This is a genomic window from Selenomonas oralis (assembly GCF_051603425.1).
GTDB lineage: Bacteria > Bacillota > Negativicutes > Selenomonadales > Selenomonadaceae > Selenomonas > Selenomonas sputigena_A.
The window spans coordinates 1,642,902-1,658,031 of the sequence record NZ_CP194411.1; the positions used below are offsets into that span (position 1 = coordinate 1,642,902).

13 protein-coding genes and 1 tRNA gene are annotated in these 15,130 nt (G+C 57.0%); 12 read left to right on the plus strand and 2 right to left on the minus strand.

Translation table 11 applies throughout. The annotated features are described in order from the left end of the window. Positions 1 to 11: 11 nt before the first annotated feature. Positions 12 to 881 (plus strand): 16S rRNA (cytidine(1402)-2'-O)-methyltransferase, encoded by an 870-nt coding sequence (gene rsmI / locus ACRTGH_RS07735; protein ID WP_368846705.1) that lies wholly within the window; start codon positions 12 to 14, stop codon positions 879 to 881. A gap of 64 nt (positions 882 to 945) precedes the next feature. Here rsmI and ACRTGH_RS07740 read toward each other — a convergent pair whose 3' ends face one another. Next, positions 946 to 1,227, minus strand: coding sequence for an AbrB/MazE/SpoVT family DNA-binding domain-containing protein (locus ACRTGH_RS07740; protein WP_368846456.1), 282 nt, complete (start codon positions 1,225 to 1,227; stop codon positions 946 to 948). A 438-nt stretch (positions 1,228 to 1,665) separates the two neighbouring features. On the opposite strand from ACRTGH_RS07740, the gene metG reads away from it, so the two are divergent. The 3 genes from metG to ACRTGH_RS07755 all read left to right on the plus strand — a co-directional run bounded on the left by metG (position 1,666) and on the right by ACRTGH_RS07755 (position 5,351). Continuing rightward, positions 1,666 to 3,639 (plus strand): methionine--tRNA ligase, encoded by a 1,974-nt coding sequence (gene metG, locus ACRTGH_RS07745; RefSeq protein WP_368846455.1) that lies wholly within the window; start codon positions 1,666 to 1,668, stop codon positions 3,637 to 3,639. Beyond that, entirely contained in the window at positions 3,639 to 4,409 is a 771-nt protein-coding gene (locus tag ACRTGH_RS07750) for a TatD family hydrolase (protein WP_368846704.1), read from the plus strand. Before metG ends, ACRTGH_RS07750 begins: the two co-directional genes overlap by 1 nt. A gap of 180 nt (positions 4,410 to 4,589) precedes the next feature. Then, positions 4,590 to 5,351: a 3D domain-containing protein gene (locus ACRTGH_RS07755; RefSeq protein ID WP_438474155.1), complete on the plus strand. Its 762-nt coding sequence runs from the start codon at positions 4,590 to 4,592 to the stop codon at positions 5,349 to 5,351. A gap of 92 nt (positions 5,352 to 5,443) precedes the next feature. Here the strand turns inward: ACRTGH_RS07755 and ACRTGH_RS07760 are convergent, their stop codons facing one another. After that, on the minus strand, positions 5,444 to 5,860 hold the full coding sequence (locus tag ACRTGH_RS07760) for a hypothetical protein (RefSeq protein WP_368846454.1): 417 nt from the start codon (positions 5,858 to 5,860) through the stop codon (positions 5,444 to 5,446). Positions 5,861 to 6,144: 284 nt separating this feature from the next. On the opposite strand from ACRTGH_RS07760, the gene ACRTGH_RS07765 reads away from it, so the two are divergent. The 8 genes from ACRTGH_RS07765 (at position 6,145) to ACRTGH_RS07800 (ending at position 14,985) form a co-directional block, all read left to right on the plus strand. Next, on the plus strand, positions 6,145 to 7,488 hold the full coding sequence (locus ACRTGH_RS07765; RefSeq protein WP_368846453.1) for an amino acid permease: 1,344 nt from the start codon (positions 6,145 to 6,147) through the stop codon (positions 7,486 to 7,488). Positions 7,489 to 7,606: 118 nt separating this feature from the next. Further along, positions 7,607 to 7,682, plus strand: a tRNA-Thr gene (locus ACRTGH_RS07770). 172 nt (positions 7,683 to 7,854) lie between these two features. Next, the gene (locus ACRTGH_RS07775) at positions 7,855 to 8,799 is read left to right on the plus strand and encodes a nitronate monooxygenase (RefSeq protein WP_368846452.1); all 945 of its coding nucleotides are present in this window, start codon (positions 7,855 to 7,857) and stop codon (positions 8,797 to 8,799) included. Positions 8,800 to 8,890: 91 nt separating this feature from the next. Continuing rightward, the gene (locus ACRTGH_RS07780) at positions 8,891 to 9,520 is read left to right on the plus strand and encodes a formate dehydrogenase (protein ID WP_368846451.1); all 630 of its coding nucleotides are present in this window, start codon (positions 8,891 to 8,893) and stop codon (positions 9,518 to 9,520) included. Between the two features lie 673 nt (positions 9,521 to 10,193). Then, on the plus strand, positions 10,194 to 10,646 hold the full coding sequence (locus tag ACRTGH_RS07785; RefSeq protein ID WP_368846450.1) for a CtsR family transcriptional regulator: 453 nt from the start codon (positions 10,194 to 10,196) through the stop codon (positions 10,644 to 10,646). Positions 10,647 to 10,752: 106 nt separating this feature from the next. Continuing rightward, positions 10,753 to 11,343 (plus strand): UvrB/UvrC motif-containing protein, encoded by a 591-nt coding sequence (locus ACRTGH_RS07790; RefSeq protein ID WP_368846449.1) that lies wholly within the window; start codon positions 10,753 to 10,755, stop codon positions 11,341 to 11,343. Further along, positions 11,343 to 12,410: a protein arginine kinase gene (locus ACRTGH_RS07795; RefSeq protein WP_368846448.1), complete on the plus strand. Its 1,068-nt coding sequence runs from the start codon at positions 11,343 to 11,345 to the stop codon at positions 12,408 to 12,410. The genes ACRTGH_RS07790 and ACRTGH_RS07795 overlap by 1 nt, the downstream gene beginning before the upstream one ends. Positions 12,411 to 12,465: 55 nt before the next feature. Then, positions 12,466 to 14,985, plus strand: coding sequence for an ATP-dependent Clp protease ATP-binding subunit (locus ACRTGH_RS07800; RefSeq protein WP_368846447.1), 2,520 nt, complete (start codon positions 12,466 to 12,468; stop codon positions 14,983 to 14,985). The last annotated feature ends 145 nt before the right edge of the window (positions 14,986 to 15,130 follow it).

Here is a 15,130-nt window from a genome sequence, read left to right on the forward strand (position 1 = left end):
AGGGAAGCGTTCTGGAAGGGAAAGCATCAGGGGAAAAGAAGCCGGGGACGCTTTATCTCGCGGCAACGCCGATCGGCAATCTTGAGGACATGACCTTTCGCGCCGTGCGCCTCCTCGCCGAGGCGGCGCTGATTGCTGCAGAGGATACGCGCCATACGAGGAAACTGCTCGCGCGCTATGACATCCATACGCCGCTGGCCAGCTATCATGAGCACAACAAGTTTGAGAAGGGGCCGGAGCTTTTGGCCTTCCTGCTCGCAGGCAACGATATCGTCTGTGTCAGCGATGCGGGTCTGCCCGGCATTGCCGATCCCGGCAGCCATCTTGCTGCGCTTGCCATCGAGGCGGGCATTGACGTATCGCCGCTTCCGGGAGCCAATGCGGCGCTTTCCGCGCTTATATGCTCGGGGCTCGACACGCGGCAATTCACCTTTCTAGGCTTCCTGCCCCGCACGGCAAAGAAGCGCTGTGCGCTCCTGTCAGACCTGGCGGCGCGCCGGGAGACTCTGCTGTTCTATGAGGCGCCGCATCACCTGAAGGAGACACTGGAAGAGCTGTCCCGGACCTTTGGCGAGGGGCGCAGGGCTGTTGCTGCACGTGAAATCACAAAGCGCTATGAGGAATTTCGCAGGGGCAGCCTCGGGGAACTTTTGGCGCATTACGAGGCGCAAACGCCGCGCGGCGAATTCGTGATCCTTGTCGCGGGCGCCGACGGGGAGCCGGAAGAGCTGCCTCCCGCCGCAGAGGAGACGCCTGTCGGCCTTGTCGCCCGCCTGATGGAAGAAGGACTGACAAAAAAAGAGGCCATGCGTGAAGCGGCACGGCGTTTCCATGTGGGCCGCCGTGAGATTTACCGGGTCATGCTGGAAAGCGGGCAATAAAAAGAGAAAGACGCTGCACGGAAAGCGGCAGCATCTTTCTCTTTTTTCTTTTATCCGTGTTTCCCTAGAGGCCTCCGGCATTTTTCAAAGGTTCCGCATTTTCCTGCCGGAGTTCTTTCGCGCATCTCTGGCAGATGTTGCGGCCTTTGAAGGGAGCCACATCGTCGGCGCGTCCGCAGAAAATACAGGTACAGGTTGGCACGTACTTGCGCAGCACGATGCGGTCCTCATCCGTATAGATTTCGAGGGCATCCCGTTCCGCAATGCCGAGCGTGCGGCGCAGCTCGATCGGTATGACGACACGTCCGAGTTCGTCCACTTTTCGGACAATTCCTGTGGCTTTCATTGCAATCTCCTCCTTTGAAGCAGGCCAGCCAACTGCAGGGGAATATTCATCCGGTTGGTCAGAAATGGAAATAAAGTCAACCAGATATTATTTACAAGTTTACATTAAAACAGGAAAAAAACATCTTTAGCTAATTTTGTATAGTTTTACCTGCACCCTTAGTATATCACGCAGAAAGGAATATTTCAAGCGCAACCAATATGGGAAAATGGGAAAAGTATATTGAGAAAATACGATAGTTTTATTGTAGAGGATAAAATGGAAAAAGATATTTTTATCACACCGTTGCCGCGCAGGCCCTGCAGGGAGAGCATAGCTCCTGCTGCCTTTCCGGTCGGGCACCCGAAAGCGACAGGTCTTGCGCAGGTGGGAGGATTTATCTTATAATGGTAAAAGCATTTGGAAGCGCGGCATTTCAGCCGCGAAGGAGGCATTTTCATGACAGGGAAATCATTCTACATAACGACGCCAATTTATTATCCGAGCGCAAAGCTCCATATCGGCCACGCTTACTGCACGACGATCGCCGATGCCATCGCGCGTTTCAAACGGCTTGCGGGCTACGACGTCTTTTTTCTTACGGGCAGTGACGAACACGGCATGAAGATCCAGCAGAAGGCCGAGGAAGAAGGCGTGACGCCCCTTGCGTATGTCGACAAGATCGTGGCGGGCTTCCAGGGCCTTTGGCAAAGACTTCATATCTCGAACGATGATTTCATCCGCACGACGGAGGAGCGCCATCAGCGCGTCGTGCAGGAGATCTTTCGCCGCATTTACGACAAGGGCGACATTTACCTCGGCAAGTATAAGGGGCTTTACTGTACACCCTGCGAGAGCTATTGGACGGAGCGCCAGCTCGTCGACGGCAAGTGCCCGGACTGCGGACGTCCCGTGGCGGAAGTCGAGGAAGATGCGTATTTCTTCAAGATGTCGCGCTACGAAAGAAGGGTGCTGGAGTATATCGAGGAGCATCCCGATTTCATCCAGCCCGTTTCGCGCCGCAACGAGATGATCAATTTCATCAAGCAGGGGCTCGACGATCTCTGCATCTCGCGCACCTCGTTTGACTGGGGCGTTCCTGTGCCGATTGCGCCGGGGCATGTCATTTACGTTTGGTTCGATGCCCTGACAAATTACCTGACGCCGATCGGTTTTCTTGACGATCCCGGGAAATTTGAGAAATATTGGCCGGCCGACCTTCATCTCGTGGGCAAGGAGATCGTGCGCTTCCATTCGATCATCTGGCCGTGCATCCTCATGGCGCTCGATCTGCCGCTGCCGAAGAAGGTCTACGGGCACGGCTGGCTCATCGTCGACGGCGACAAGATGTCGAAGTCGAAGGGCAATGTCGTCGATCCCGTGCAGCTCATCGATGAGTTCGGGGCGGATGCCATCCGTTACTTCCTGCTGCGCGAGATCAACCTCGGCCAGGACGGCAATTTTTCGCGTGACGCTTTGATCACACGCATCAATGCCGATCTCGCCAACGATCTCGGCAACCTGTTGCACCGCACGCTGAACATGATCGGCAAATTCCAGGGCGGCGTTGTCGAGAAGTCTTTGGGAGAAAGCGAGATTGACAAGGCGTTTCTGGCTGAGGCGGAAAGAACGCTCTTGAACTATGAGCGCGATATGGAGGATATGAAGCTCCAGGATGCCATCAAGGGAACTTGGACCTTTATCAGCCGTGCGAACAAGTACATCGATGAAACCATGCCCTGGGCGCTGGCGAAGGATGAGGCAAGGAAGCAGGAACTTGCCAATACGCTCTATAATCTTGCCGAAAGCCTGCGCCGCATCAGCATTCTCATCGAGCCTTTCATGCCCGAGACGGCGGCGAAAATCTGGCATCAGCTCGGTCTGGCCGGGGACTTTCGGACCGTCCGCTTCGAAGATGTCCGCGTCTGGGGCGGTTTTGCCGCAGGCACGCGCGTCAATCTTCCCGAGCAGCTTTTCCCGCGCATCGAGATCGAGGATGAAGATAAAAAAGGTGCAGCTGCAGCGGAAAAAGCCTCTGCCCGAAAGGCCCAGAAGGCAGAAACGAAGCCCCTTAAAGGGAACAAGAACAAAAAAGACGGCAAGGGTGCGGCCGAGGGCATCGTGACGATTGACGAATTCAGCCGCATTGATCTGCGCGTTGCTGAAATCCTTTCTGCGGAGCGCGTGCCCGAAACGGACAAGCTCATGCGCGTCCGCGTGAGCCTCGGCACGGAGGAGCGAGAAATCGTTTCGGGCATTGCCGAATACTATGCGCCGGAAGAGCTCGTCGGGCGGAAGGTCGTTCTCGTCGCGAATCTCAAGCCGGCGAAGATCCGCGGCATCCGCTCGCACGGCATGCTGCTCTGCGCCTCGGGCGCCGAGGGGCTTTCGCTCGTTGAACCGGCCGCCGCTGCGGGGAGCAGGGTGAAATGATGGAGCTTGTGGATTCCCATGCACATCTCGATGCCGAACAATTTGCAGACGACTGCGGCGCTGTGATCGAGCGCGCTGCTGCGGCCGGCATCGTGAAGATCCTCACGATGGGCGACAGCATCGAGTCCTCCGCCCGCAGCGTCGCTCTTGCCGACAGGCATGAAGCCGTCTATGCGGCCGTCGGCATACATCCGGAAGAGGCGCGTCCGATGACAGCGGAGGATGACGACAGTCTTGCCGCGTGGACGGAAATGGAAAAGGTCGTCGCCATCGGCGAGATCGGTCTCGATTACTACTGGGAGAAGGACGAAGAAAAGCGCGCCCTGCAGCGCAGGATTTTCGTGCGCCAGCTCGATCTCGCGCGTCAGCTCCAGCTGCCTGTCTGCATCCATGACCGAGAGGCGCATGGCGATATGATAAGGCTGCTGAAAACGGAAGGGCGCGGTCTTCGCGGCGTACTGCACTGCTACTCGGGAAGCTGGGAGATGGCGCAGGAGCTTCTGCCGTACGGCTGGTATTTCGGCATAGACGGTCCCCTGACCTACAAGAATGCGGCGAAGCTGCCCGACATCGTGCGCCGCCTGCCTGCCGAGAGGATCCTCGTCGAGACGGATTCGCCTTATTTGCCGCCCGTTCCCTACCGCGGCAAGCGCAATGAGCCGGCCTATGTCCGTCACGTTGCGGAGAAGGCGGCGGAGCTTCGCGGAGAAGATTTTGAAGAGTTTGCCGCGAGAACGCGGGAGAACACGAGAGTGCTTTATGGAATTTGAAAGAAAATTCTTTTAACAAGATATTAAGGAAAAGTGGTGGAAGCCCATCGCAAAAGGGCTTCCACCACTTTCTTTTTCCCTAAATATGGTATAAAAACGGAGCAAAGTGGGGCATATATTGACATCTCTGCAAAACAGTGCTACAATGGCCGTGTTGTTGATTTTCTAAGGGGGGATTGAATGACTTTAAGGAAACTAGCACTTTGCATGGTGCTGATCCTCGGAGTTGTATTCACAACAGGTTTTACGGATGCCAAGAGAAACGTCGTAATCGACGTGGACGGCAAAACAGTCGAGGTAAGCACCCGATACTCGAGCCCGGAACTGATCTTGCATCAGGCAGGCGTCGAGATGAGGCACAAGGATGAGTTTCAGTTAAAGAAATCGGAAAAAGAAGAAAAGATCATTGTACATCGTGCCGTGCCTGTGATCATCGAGTTTGAAGGTGACAGGCAGAAGATCTATACGACTCGCGAAAATGTGGGCGACGTGCTCATGGACTACGGATATGCCGGTGAACGCTTCGAGGCGGAAATCGACGGGGCAGCCAAGATACAGCAAAATCTCAGCATCAAGATACACGATTTGGTCGCAGAAAGAGAAAGAGAAGAAGAAGCAAGACGTGCCCAGTCTGTAGAGACATCCCGCGGCGTTATGCGCTATGTGGGAGAGTACGATATGGAAGCGACGGCCTACCTGCCGACAGATGGCGGCGGAGACGGCATTACGGCTTCCGGAATGCTTGCCCAGCGAGGTGTCGTGGCGGTGGATACGAGCGTGATTCCTTTGGGAACGCGCCTTTACATTCCTGGCTACGGCATGGCCATCGCAGGTGACACGGGCGGAGCCATCCAAGGCGAACGCATCGACCTGTGTATGGAGTCCTACGGCGAGGCCATGGAATTCGGCCGCCGTTGGGTCAAGGTCTACGTCCTTGAATAACGACAAAAAAGAGGCTGTCGCGAAAGCGGCAGCCTCTTTTTCGTCGGAAAGGCGATTCCGTATAGGGAAGCGCGCCGCCTTTCAACAGCGTCTTAGAGCTTGTCCAGATACGGTTCTTCGTGATATGCCTCGGCATGTTGGATCATGGCCTCGAGACGCTCGATATTCTTTTTGTGCAGGACGGCAGCAAAATCGATGCGCTTGATTTCCTCCTCGCTGAAATCGCCGGAACGGCGGGACTCCTCGATGCGCGCCAGGCGCTCCCTGACGTCGGTGAGCTCATCGGCGAGGAGCCGCCTGTCCTGCAGGGCAAAACCGTAAACGGCGCGGATTCCCTCGCGCACCTCATGGGCATAGCCTGCTTCGTGCGTGATGCTTTCGAGCTCCTTGGCGATTTCATAAATGATCTCGTACGGGCTGTCCGAGCTGTTGATCATGCCGAGCATCTTCATCTTGATATTCTCGAAGAGCGTATAATCAATATTTTCGTGACGGATTTCTTCTGCCATATATGCCTCGCTTTCTGCCGGGAGTATCGTCTCTTTGTTAGTATAGCATTGTTTTCCTTTTGTTTACAAGGAAGGAACGTCGGTCTATAATGGGAAAAGCAATTTTAAGGAAGCGCTGCCGGAATGAACTCCGTTCGCTCGGTGCAGAATCTTCTCCCGGCGGGGAAACAAGCCGGACGCGGAGCGATGCCCTGCGGAGGCTTTGTTGACGACGGCAGGGCGAAAAAGATGCGCCAAGATGGCGATGCTGAATTTGTCGGAGCTTCTTTTATCGGGGGGATTTTATGCAGAAGAAAAAAGAAATGCAGCGAGGTCTCAAGAACCGCCATTTGCAGATGATCGCGCTCGGCGGCGCCATCGGTACGGGGCTTTTCTATGGCTCGGCCTCGACGATCAAGCTGGCGGGGCCGTCTGTCATGGCTGCCTATCTCATCGGCGGCATCGTCGTCTTCCTCATCATGCGCATGCTCGGCGAAATGGCCGTCGAGGAGCCTGTATCCGGCTCTTTCAGCCATTATGCCGCAAAGTATTGGGCAGGCTTTCCGGGCTTTTTCTCGGGGTGGAATTATTGGTTCAACTATGTGGTTGTCAGCATGGCGGAGCTTTCCGTCGTCGGCATCTATATGAATTATTGGCTGCCCGATCTGCCGCAGTGGGTTTCTGCACTCGCGACGCTCATCGTCATCACGGCGCTGAACCTTGCGGCCGTACGCGCCTACGGCGAGATGGAGTTTTGGATGGCCATCGTCAAGGTTGCAGCCATCGTGCTCATGATCGTGCTGGGGCTCTGGCTCATTTTCCAGGGAGCGGAACCGTTTCCCGCGAATTTCAGCAACCTCTGGGCGCACGGAGGTTTTCTTCCGAACGGACTATGGGGCATGATGCTCTCTCTTACCGTCGTCATGTTCTCCTTCGGCGGCATAGAACTCATCGGCATTACGGCAGGTGAGGCTGCTGACCCCGAGCGCTCGATTCCGCGCGCCGTCAACCAGGTCATCGGACGCATCCTGATCTTCTATGTCGGATCCATGGCCGTCCTCATGGCGCTTTGGCCATGGGATGAGGTCGGCATGGAAGCGAGTCCCTTCGTGCAGATCTTCTCGAATGTCGGCATTTTGTCCGCCGCCCATATTTTGAATTTCGTCGTTCTGACGGCGGCCATATCCGTCTACAACTCCGCCATTTACAGCAACTCCCGGATGCTCTACGGCCTCGCCGCAGGCGGCGACGCACCGAAGATTTTTGCGGCTCTTTCGCGTCAAGGCGTGCCCGTTGTCGGCATACTCGTTTCTTCCGGCGTCACGCTCATCGCCGTATTCCTGAATTATCTCTTTCCGGATCAGGTGTTCATGCTCTTCCTTTCCATCGCCATGGCGTCGGTCATCATCAGCTGGGGAACCATCGTCATCACGCACCTGAAATTCCGCCGTTTCTATAAAAAAACAGACCGCCGGGCAAAATTCCGCGCACCGCTCTTCCCTGTGGCCAATTACCTCTGCCTCGCTTTTCTCGTCATGATGTACCTCCTGATGACGCAGATTCCCGACATGCAGATCGCCGTCGCCATCCTGCCACTATGGCTTCTCCTGCTCCGGCTCGCCTATCGGCGGAAGAAGGGCAGGGAGTGAGGATGGGAATTAACCTCGAGGTTTTTGTAAAAAAACGAAAAACAGGTATTGACAGAACAGCATAAAATCCGTATAATAACTTTTGTCAGTCGCACGGATGGTCGTGCGGGTGGCGAATGCTGATGTAGCTCAGTTGGTAGAGCAGCTCATTCGTAATGAGCAGGTCGTAGGTTCAAGCCCTATCATCAGCTCCATTTTGGATATAGGCCTTCCTTCGGGGAGGCTTTTTTCGTTTGACGCAGGGGAAGAATCCAGTTACAATATCAGATAGAAACTTTTATTGCCGTGAGAGCAGAAGAACGGGCGCCGACGGGATTTGACGCCCGATGGAAAGGCCGTGCGGCTTTTTTGAATGGAGGATATGAGATGGCGAAGAGCATTACGGAGGTTTTGGGGATAAAGTATCCGATCGTCCAGGGCGCGATGGCTTGGATTTCCGATGCGAAGCTTGTGGCTGCGGTGTCGAATGCAGGCGGCGCGGGCGTTATTGCGACGGGAGGACGTTCGACGGAGTGGACGGCGGCTGAGATCGGGAAGGCTCGGGAGCTTACGGACAAGCCTTTCGGCGTCAATGTCATGCTGATGGCGCCGAACAAGGATGAGATCGTCGATGTCATCTGCCGGGAAAAGCCGGCGTTTGTGACGCTCGGTGCAGGAAACCCCGTGCCGTTCTTTGAAAAGTTCAAGAATGCGGGCGTCAAGGTCGTTCCCGTGGTGCCGAATGTGAAGCTCGCCAAGCGCGTGGAGGCGGCGGGCGCTGATGCGGCTGTTGTCGAGGGCATGGAAGCCGGCGGGCATATCGGTGTTTTGACGACGATGGCCTTGATGACGGAAGTCATACCCGAGGTGGAACTGCCGCTCATTATGGCGGGCGGTTTCGCCGATGGGCGCGGTCTGGCGGCGGCTCTTTTGATGGGGGCGGCGGGCGTGCAGATGGGCACGCGCTTCCTTGTGGCCGAGGAGTGCAGCGTACATCCGAACATGAAGCAGAAGCTCCTCGAAGCCGTTGATACGGATACGATTGTGACGGGGCTTTCGATTGGCGGTGCGGTGCGCGGGCTCAAGAATAAATTTTCGCAGGATTTCGTCGCGCTGGAGTTCTCGGGCAAGGCGACGAAGGAGGAGCTCATAAAGCGTGCGACGGGCACGAACAAGCTGGCGGCCGTCGACGGTGACGTGGAGAACGGCATGATGCAGGCGGGACAGAGCCTGCTGCCGCTCAGAAAGATCGAGCCCGTACGGGATATTGTCGAGAGCATTGTGAAAGAAGCGCGAGAGACGCTGGAAAAGGCGGCTTCCATCAAGCTTTGAGCGAAAGCCCTGCAAGAGGCGCGGGAATCCTGTCTACAGGAAAAGCAAAGGATCGGCGGTGTTGACGTCTTGTCGGGAAAGGGGCGGCGATATGAATCTCAAGGAAGCGTTTCAGGCGCAAAACAAGATTGACAGCCTTTTGGAATACATCGTGGAGTATTTGTCGGATGAAGAGAATGTGATGCTGGTGACGGACAAGCATCTGCGCAGCAAGACGCTGCCCGGCCAGCCGGATGAGACGGTGGATGTGAGCGTCAAGAGGGACGAGGACTTTGCTGTGGACGGCCTGCTGGAGATCTGGCAGAAGCTTTTGGCTGAGAAGGAGAAACTCGGCGCTGCAATCGGCAGGGCGAAGGCAGGCATGGAGTTCAATCTCGATGCAGCCATTGACATGAACAAGCGCCGCCGCAGTTTTGACATGACGCTGCAGGAGATGGCGGGGCGCAAGAGCTACCACATGCTGCAAAAAGGCGGCGGCAAGGGGTACGTATTCAACAAGGACGGCACGCCGACAGAATATTATTACGATATTGACCGGGTCTGGACCATTGATTATGACCGCACGAAGGTGCGCGCCTTGGCGAAGGAGATGCACCGCACGGCGGACGCGATGTCGATCCGGATTGACGAGGCTCTTTTGTCCACGAAGGTGGATTATGTGCCGCAGTTCGATCTCGCCGGCAAGGAGAGCCTGCTCATCGAGGAAATGCTCGGCAGGTAGTCCCTGTCCAGCCGTCCGGCCAGGGACAGAGATCGGAGGGAATCCGGTTCAGGTGCAGATGAACTATGAGGCTGCACAACAAAAAGTATGCTGCAAGGCAAAGGTCTGGAAAACCTTAGAATTGCCGCCAATCGACGCTTCATGACGTTCGGGCGCTGCCGCGTCATGCCGCGCTGACGTAAGAACGCGCAGTCATGAATTCGCAGAAACGTTTCGCCGACGATTCCCCTTGGGGATGATCATCGCTGGATGTCCGCCGAGGCTTGCCGACGGCAAACCGGAGCGGGCGAATGGGAGGAACTCGGGGATCTGCCCCTGGCCAGGCGGCTGGAAAGTGTGCCGAAGGAGAAGGATGCTGTTCGGACGGCTATCTGTCCGATGTGGTGTGATACCGAAAATACAAATAACGCAAATCCAAGCCCTCCCGTTTTCCGGCCAGGTTTTCTGAAAGAAGCTTTGGCCGGGGGCGGGAGGGCTTTTTGGCGCCTGTCCGATCGGGACGGCGCGTTCAGGCAGGGACGATGTACGACATCTGCATCTGGTCTGTAAGGCGCAGGAAAAAAGCTTGCAAAATGTCAAAAAGTCAAATATAATAAGGGAAAGTCGAAGGGTTCGATGGGGAACAGCTGCAGAAGAGCGTTTTCCCAGGCAGTAAACCAGGCGGGGTGATACTATGGGAAACAGCAATATTGCTGATTTGATCGAGGAATATATCCTGCGCCAGCTTGCGGCGCAGCAGGACGGCAAGGTGGAGCTTCGACGGACGGAGATCGCGGACAAGATTTCGTGTGCGCCGTCGCAGATTTCCTATGTGCTCAATACGCGTTTCACGCAGGAGAAGGGGTTTGCCGTGGAGTCGCGGCGCGGTCTCGGCGGTTTCATCCGCATCGTGCAGGTGCCGCTGCAGAACCTCGTCTACCAGGACATGCTGGAGCGATTGACGGAGGAGTCGGATATTTCTCTCGTGCAGTCCATGGTGCGCTATCTCGTGCAGCACCAGATGATCACGACGCGGGAGGCCGCGCTCGTCATGCAGTCGGTGACGACGGCCTACAAGAAGCTGAAGCCGAAGGATCGGCTGCGCTTCATCCGTTCGCTGCTTTTGACACTGGAGAAATTTTCCTAGCTCTTCGGGGTGTGCCGCTTCATGCAGCTTCTCGTTTGAGCGGCTGCGTTTGCCCGGCATTTCCCCGGACATTGGATTTGTGACAGATTTACGGAAGGATATCGTTATGCTTTGTGATGATTGCAAGAAGAAAGAAGCCTGCGTCCATATCGTGCAGCTTACGAGGGAAGGCAGTTCGGAGATGAACCTCTGTAAGAGCTGTGCTGCAAAGTACAGTCGGGCAATGGCCGGCTTGGATGACCGCGATTATTCGGTCAGCGATTTTTTGCGCGGTGTGATCCAGAATATGCAGGAGGGGGCACCGAACGAGGAGAAGGCGGAGAGGGAGGAGGAGGCCTCCTCTCTTGTCTGCCCGAACTGCGGGATGAGCTACCATGATTTTCGGCAGATGGGAAAGATTGGCTGCAGCGTTTGCTACGAGACGTTTCGGCAGGCGCTCAAGCCGCTTTTGCGCCGCATCCACGGGACGATGGTCCATCGAGGCAAGATTCCGCATCGGACGGGAGGCGCATTGGAAATCAAGCAGCAGATCCGGCTTTTGCGCGTTCGCCAGAAGGAGGCGGTGGCAAGCGAGGCCTATGAGCAAGCGGCGGAATGCCGTGACAAGATACGTGAGCTCGAGGCAAGGCTGGCGGCCGAGGAGGCAGGCGGAGTGGAAACGGGTGATGGAGCCGGCAAGGGAAAGGGGGAGGCGTGATGGCGAAGGAAGAGCTTTTTTCTGGGCATCATCTCGCCTGGCTCGAACCGAGCGGCAAGGACAGCGATGTTGTTCTGGCAAGCCGCATCTGCCTTGCGCGCAATATCCAGAGAATCCCTTTCCCGAACCGCGCGGATGTCAGCCAGCTCGCCGAGGTGGCGGAACGGGCCGCCTCTGCCTTGGGCGATGTGGAAGAGGCCATGGAGGAGCCGTTTGACCGCGTCGATATGGCACAGTGCACGTCCTTGGAGAAAAATGTGCTCGTGGAAAAGCATCTTGTGAGCCGGAAGTTCCTTAAAAATTCCACTTGCCGCAGCGCGTTTATCAGCAATGACAGGTGCATGAGCATCCTTGTGAACGAGGAGGATCATCTGCGCATCCGGGCGATGGCCGCCGGACTGGATCTCGAGACGCCGTTTGGCAAGGCGTCCCGCATCGATGATGTTCTCGAGGCTCAGCTTGACATTGCTTTTGACGAAAAAATGGGCTATTTGACGAGCTGCCCGACGAATGTCGGTACGGGGCTGAAAGCTTCGGTCATGCTCCATCTGCCCGGGCTCGTCTACACGGAGAATATCGGCAATATCATCAATGTTTCGCCGCAGATCGGCCTGGCCGTCAGCGGCATATACGGCGAGGGCACGGAGACCGTCGGCAATATGTACCGCATCTCGAACCAGCTTTCCCTCGGCCTGACGGAAAAGGAACTCATCGACAACCTGCGCATGGCCGTCGGTGAGATCGTTGCGCAGGAGAGACGGGCGAGGAAGGCCCTGCTGCTTTATCAGAAGGACAGGATCGAGGACGAGGTCTGGCGTGCCTACGGCGTTCTGCGCTATGCGCGCAGCCTCGACGGCGGCGAGGCACTGGCTCTTTTGAGCCGAGTGCGGCTCGGGATCGACCTCGGCATTGTTGAAGGCGTCGATGCGGGCATCTTCGGCGACGTCCTGCTTGCGAGCCGGACAAATTATCTTTGCGCCATAGCAGGAAACGAGAACATGTCGAAGAATGAAATAGATAGAAAGAGAGCGGAGATTGTCCGGCAAATTCTGGGGAACACGGATTGAGACAGCGTACGGTTCTTCTTGTGCCGGCTGCACGGAAATAAAGGTGGAATTTTCTATGACGAATCGGTTTACGAACCGTGCAATCAAGGTGCTGGAGTTCGCGCAGTATGAGGCGCAGGAGCTTGAGCAGCATTACATCGGCACGGAGCATATCCTGCTGGGGCTTCTGCACGAGCGGGAGGGCATTGCAGCGAAGGCGCTGCGCTTTTTGGGGCTTGACCTCGATCATGTGCGCAGACGCGTCGTAGACATGCTTGAGGCGGAAGGAAGCAAGGGCGTGCAGGCTTCGTATTACACGGAACCTGCGAAACGCGTTATGGAGCTGGCCGTCGAGGAGGCGCGCTCGTTCGGGCACAGCTATATCGGCACGGAGCATATTCTGCTCGGCCTCATCGGAGAGAATGGGAGCGTGGCGTCGCGCGTCCTGATTTCTCTCGGCGCCGATCTCGACATCGTGCGCGCTACGGTCATTGATATGCTCGGCGGCACGCAGGAGGGGCCGGGGAGTGAATTTCCTGCGCGGCGCAGCAGGCGGCAGCCTGCACCTTCGGCAAACGGCGAAAATACGCCGCTGCTCGACCGGTTTGGCCGTGACATCAATCAGATGGCGCGGGACGGAAAGCTTGATCCGGTGGTCGGGCGGGAAAAGGAAATCGAGCGCGTCGTGCAGATTCTCTCGCGGCGCACGAAGAACAACCCGATTCTCATAGGCGAGCCCGGCGTCGGCAAGACTGCTGTCGCCGAGGGGCTTGCCGCGCGCATTGTCCAGGGCTCTGTGCCGCATCTGCTGCAGAAGAAGCGCATCGTCTCGCTGCCGATGGCCTCGCTTGTCGCCGGCGCGAAGTACCGCGGTGAGTTCGAGGAACGCCTCAAGGGCATTATCGATGAAGTGATGCGGAGCGGCAATGTCATCCTCTTCGTTGACGAAATGCACACGCTTGTCGGCGCAGGTGCGGCTGAAGGCGCACTTGATGCCGCGAATATTCTGAAGCCGCCCCTTTCACGCGGCGAAGTGCAGGTCATCGGCGCGACGACCTTGAAGGAGTACAAGAAATATCTCGAAAAGGATTCGGCGCTCGAACGCCGCTTCCAGAGCATCCTTGTCGAGGAGCCGAGCACGGAAGAAGCCAAGAAAATCCTTTATGGCCTGCGTGCGAAGTATGAGGAGTTTCATCACGCGAAGATCGAGGATGAGGCTGTGGATGCAGCCGTGCGCCTTTCCCACCGTTACATTCCCGACCGCTGTCTGCCGGACAAGGCCATCGATCTCATGGACGAGGCTGCGTCAAAGGCGCGCATGAGGACGGTTTCCCTGCCGACGTCGATCAAACGTCTGGAGGAGAAGCTGAAAAAGCTCGGCGGTGAGAAGGAAGCGGCGATCAAGCTGCAGGACTACGAGCGTGCAGCCAAGCTGCGCGATGCGGAGGGAACGGCGAAGGAGGAGCTCGCCCAAGCAAAGGAGCATTGGGAAAAGCGCGAGATGAAGGAGGTCACTGTGGCGGCGGATGATATCGCCGAGGCTGTCGGTCTCTGGACGGGCATTCCCGTGAAGGAGATCGCCGCGAAGGAATCGGAACGGCTGCTGCACCTCGAGCAAATCCTTGCCGCGCGTGTCGTCGGGCAGGCGGAGGCCGTGACGTCCGTTTCGAAGGCTGTGCGTCGGGCGCGCGCCGGGCTCAAGGACCCGAAGCGCCCGATCGGCTCCTTCCTTTTCCTCGGTTCCACGGGCGTCGGCAAGACGGAGCTTGCACGCGCCCTGGCGGAATGTCTTTTCGGGTCGGAGGACGCCATCATCCGCTTTGACATGTCGGAGTATATGGAAAAGCATACGGTCTCCCGGCTCGTCGGCGCACCGCCGGGCTATGTGGGTTACGAGGAAGGCGGGCAGCTGACGGAAGCGGTGCGGCGCCATCCTTATTCCATCATCTTGCTCGATGAGGTGGAAAAAGCGCATCCCGATCTTTTCAACGTGCTGCTGCAGGTTCTGGACGACGGGCGTCTGACAGACAATCAAGGCCACACGGTCGACTGCAAGAATACGGTCATCATCATGACCTCGAACACGGGCTCGGATTACCTCCGGCAGTCGACCGGACTTGGCTTCACGACGGGGCTGGAATCCTTGGGCGATGCCTACAGCAAGGGAAAGAAGCGCGTTTTTGAGGAAGTCAAGCGCGCTTTCCGGCCTGAATTTCTGAACCGCGTCGACGAGATGCTCGTGTTCCGTCCGCTGGGGAAGGCAGAGCTTCTGAAGATTGTCGATATCATGCTGCGCGAAGTGGAGGCGCGCCTTGCGGAGAAGGAAATGGCGCTTTCCATCAGTCCCGCCGCGAAAGCGAAACTCGTGGAGCGCGGCATGGATTTCAAATACGGAGCGCGGCCGTTGAAGCGCGCCATACGAAAGCTGGTCGAGGATGAAATCGCCGAGCGTTTGCTGCGGGGCGAATTCGGGCGCGGCGATACCATTTATGTCAAGAAGACTGCCGACAGGCTGGAGTTTGTGAAGAAAGGCGCCAAGAAGGCTGCGGCCGGTGCGAAGCCGAAGAAGGCGAAGGCCGTCCATGCGGCGCAATAAGCTTGCGCCGCATGGAACGGCTGCGATCCTCAACTTTTTCCTCAACGCGTGCTGGAGCATCGTTTGGCTCCTGCACTCCTTGCTGCGATTTTTGCTGCGGTTGGCGCTTGGCGAAAGGAACGGGGCAACGGGGAGGGGCGAATAG

Coding starts and splice junctions, on each gene's coding strand:
- ACRTGH_RS07740 (WP_368846456.1), bottom strand. CDS start 1,227: ATGAAAGCCACAGGAATTGTCCGAAAAGTGGACGAACTCGGACGTGTC.
- metG (WP_368846455.1), top strand. CDS start 1,666: ATGACAGGGAAATCATTCTACATAACGACGCCAATTTATTATCCGAGC.
- ACRTGH_RS07750 (WP_368846704.1), top strand. CDS start 3,639: ATGGAGCTTGTGGATTCCCATGCACATCTCGATGCCGAACAATTTGCA.
- ACRTGH_RS07755 (WP_438474155.1), top strand. CDS start 4,590: ATGACTTTAAGGAAACTAGCACTTTGCATGGTGCTGATCCTCGGAGTT.
- ACRTGH_RS07760 (WP_368846454.1), bottom strand. CDS start 5,860: ATGGCAGAAGAAATCCGTCACGAAAATATTGATTATACGCTCTTCGAG.
- ACRTGH_RS07765 (WP_368846453.1), top strand. CDS start 6,145: ATGCAGAAGAAAAAAGAAATGCAGCGAGGTCTCAAGAACCGCCATTTG.
- ACRTGH_RS07775 (WP_368846452.1), top strand. CDS start 7,855: ATGGCGAAGAGCATTACGGAGGTTTTGGGGATAAAGTATCCGATCGTC.
- ACRTGH_RS07780 (WP_368846451.1), top strand. CDS start 8,891: ATGAATCTCAAGGAAGCGTTTCAGGCGCAAAACAAGATTGACAGCCTT.
- ACRTGH_RS07785 (WP_368846450.1), top strand. CDS start 10,194: ATGGGAAACAGCAATATTGCTGATTTGATCGAGGAATATATCCTGCGC.
- ACRTGH_RS07790 (WP_368846449.1), top strand. CDS start 10,753: ATGCTTTGTGATGATTGCAAGAAGAAAGAAGCCTGCGTCCATATCGTG.
- ACRTGH_RS07795 (WP_368846448.1), top strand. CDS start 11,343: ATGGCGAAGGAAGAGCTTTTTTCTGGGCATCATCTCGCCTGGCTCGAA.
- ACRTGH_RS07800 (WP_368846447.1), top strand. CDS start 12,466: ATGACGAATCGGTTTACGAACCGTGCAATCAAGGTGCTGGAGTTCGCG.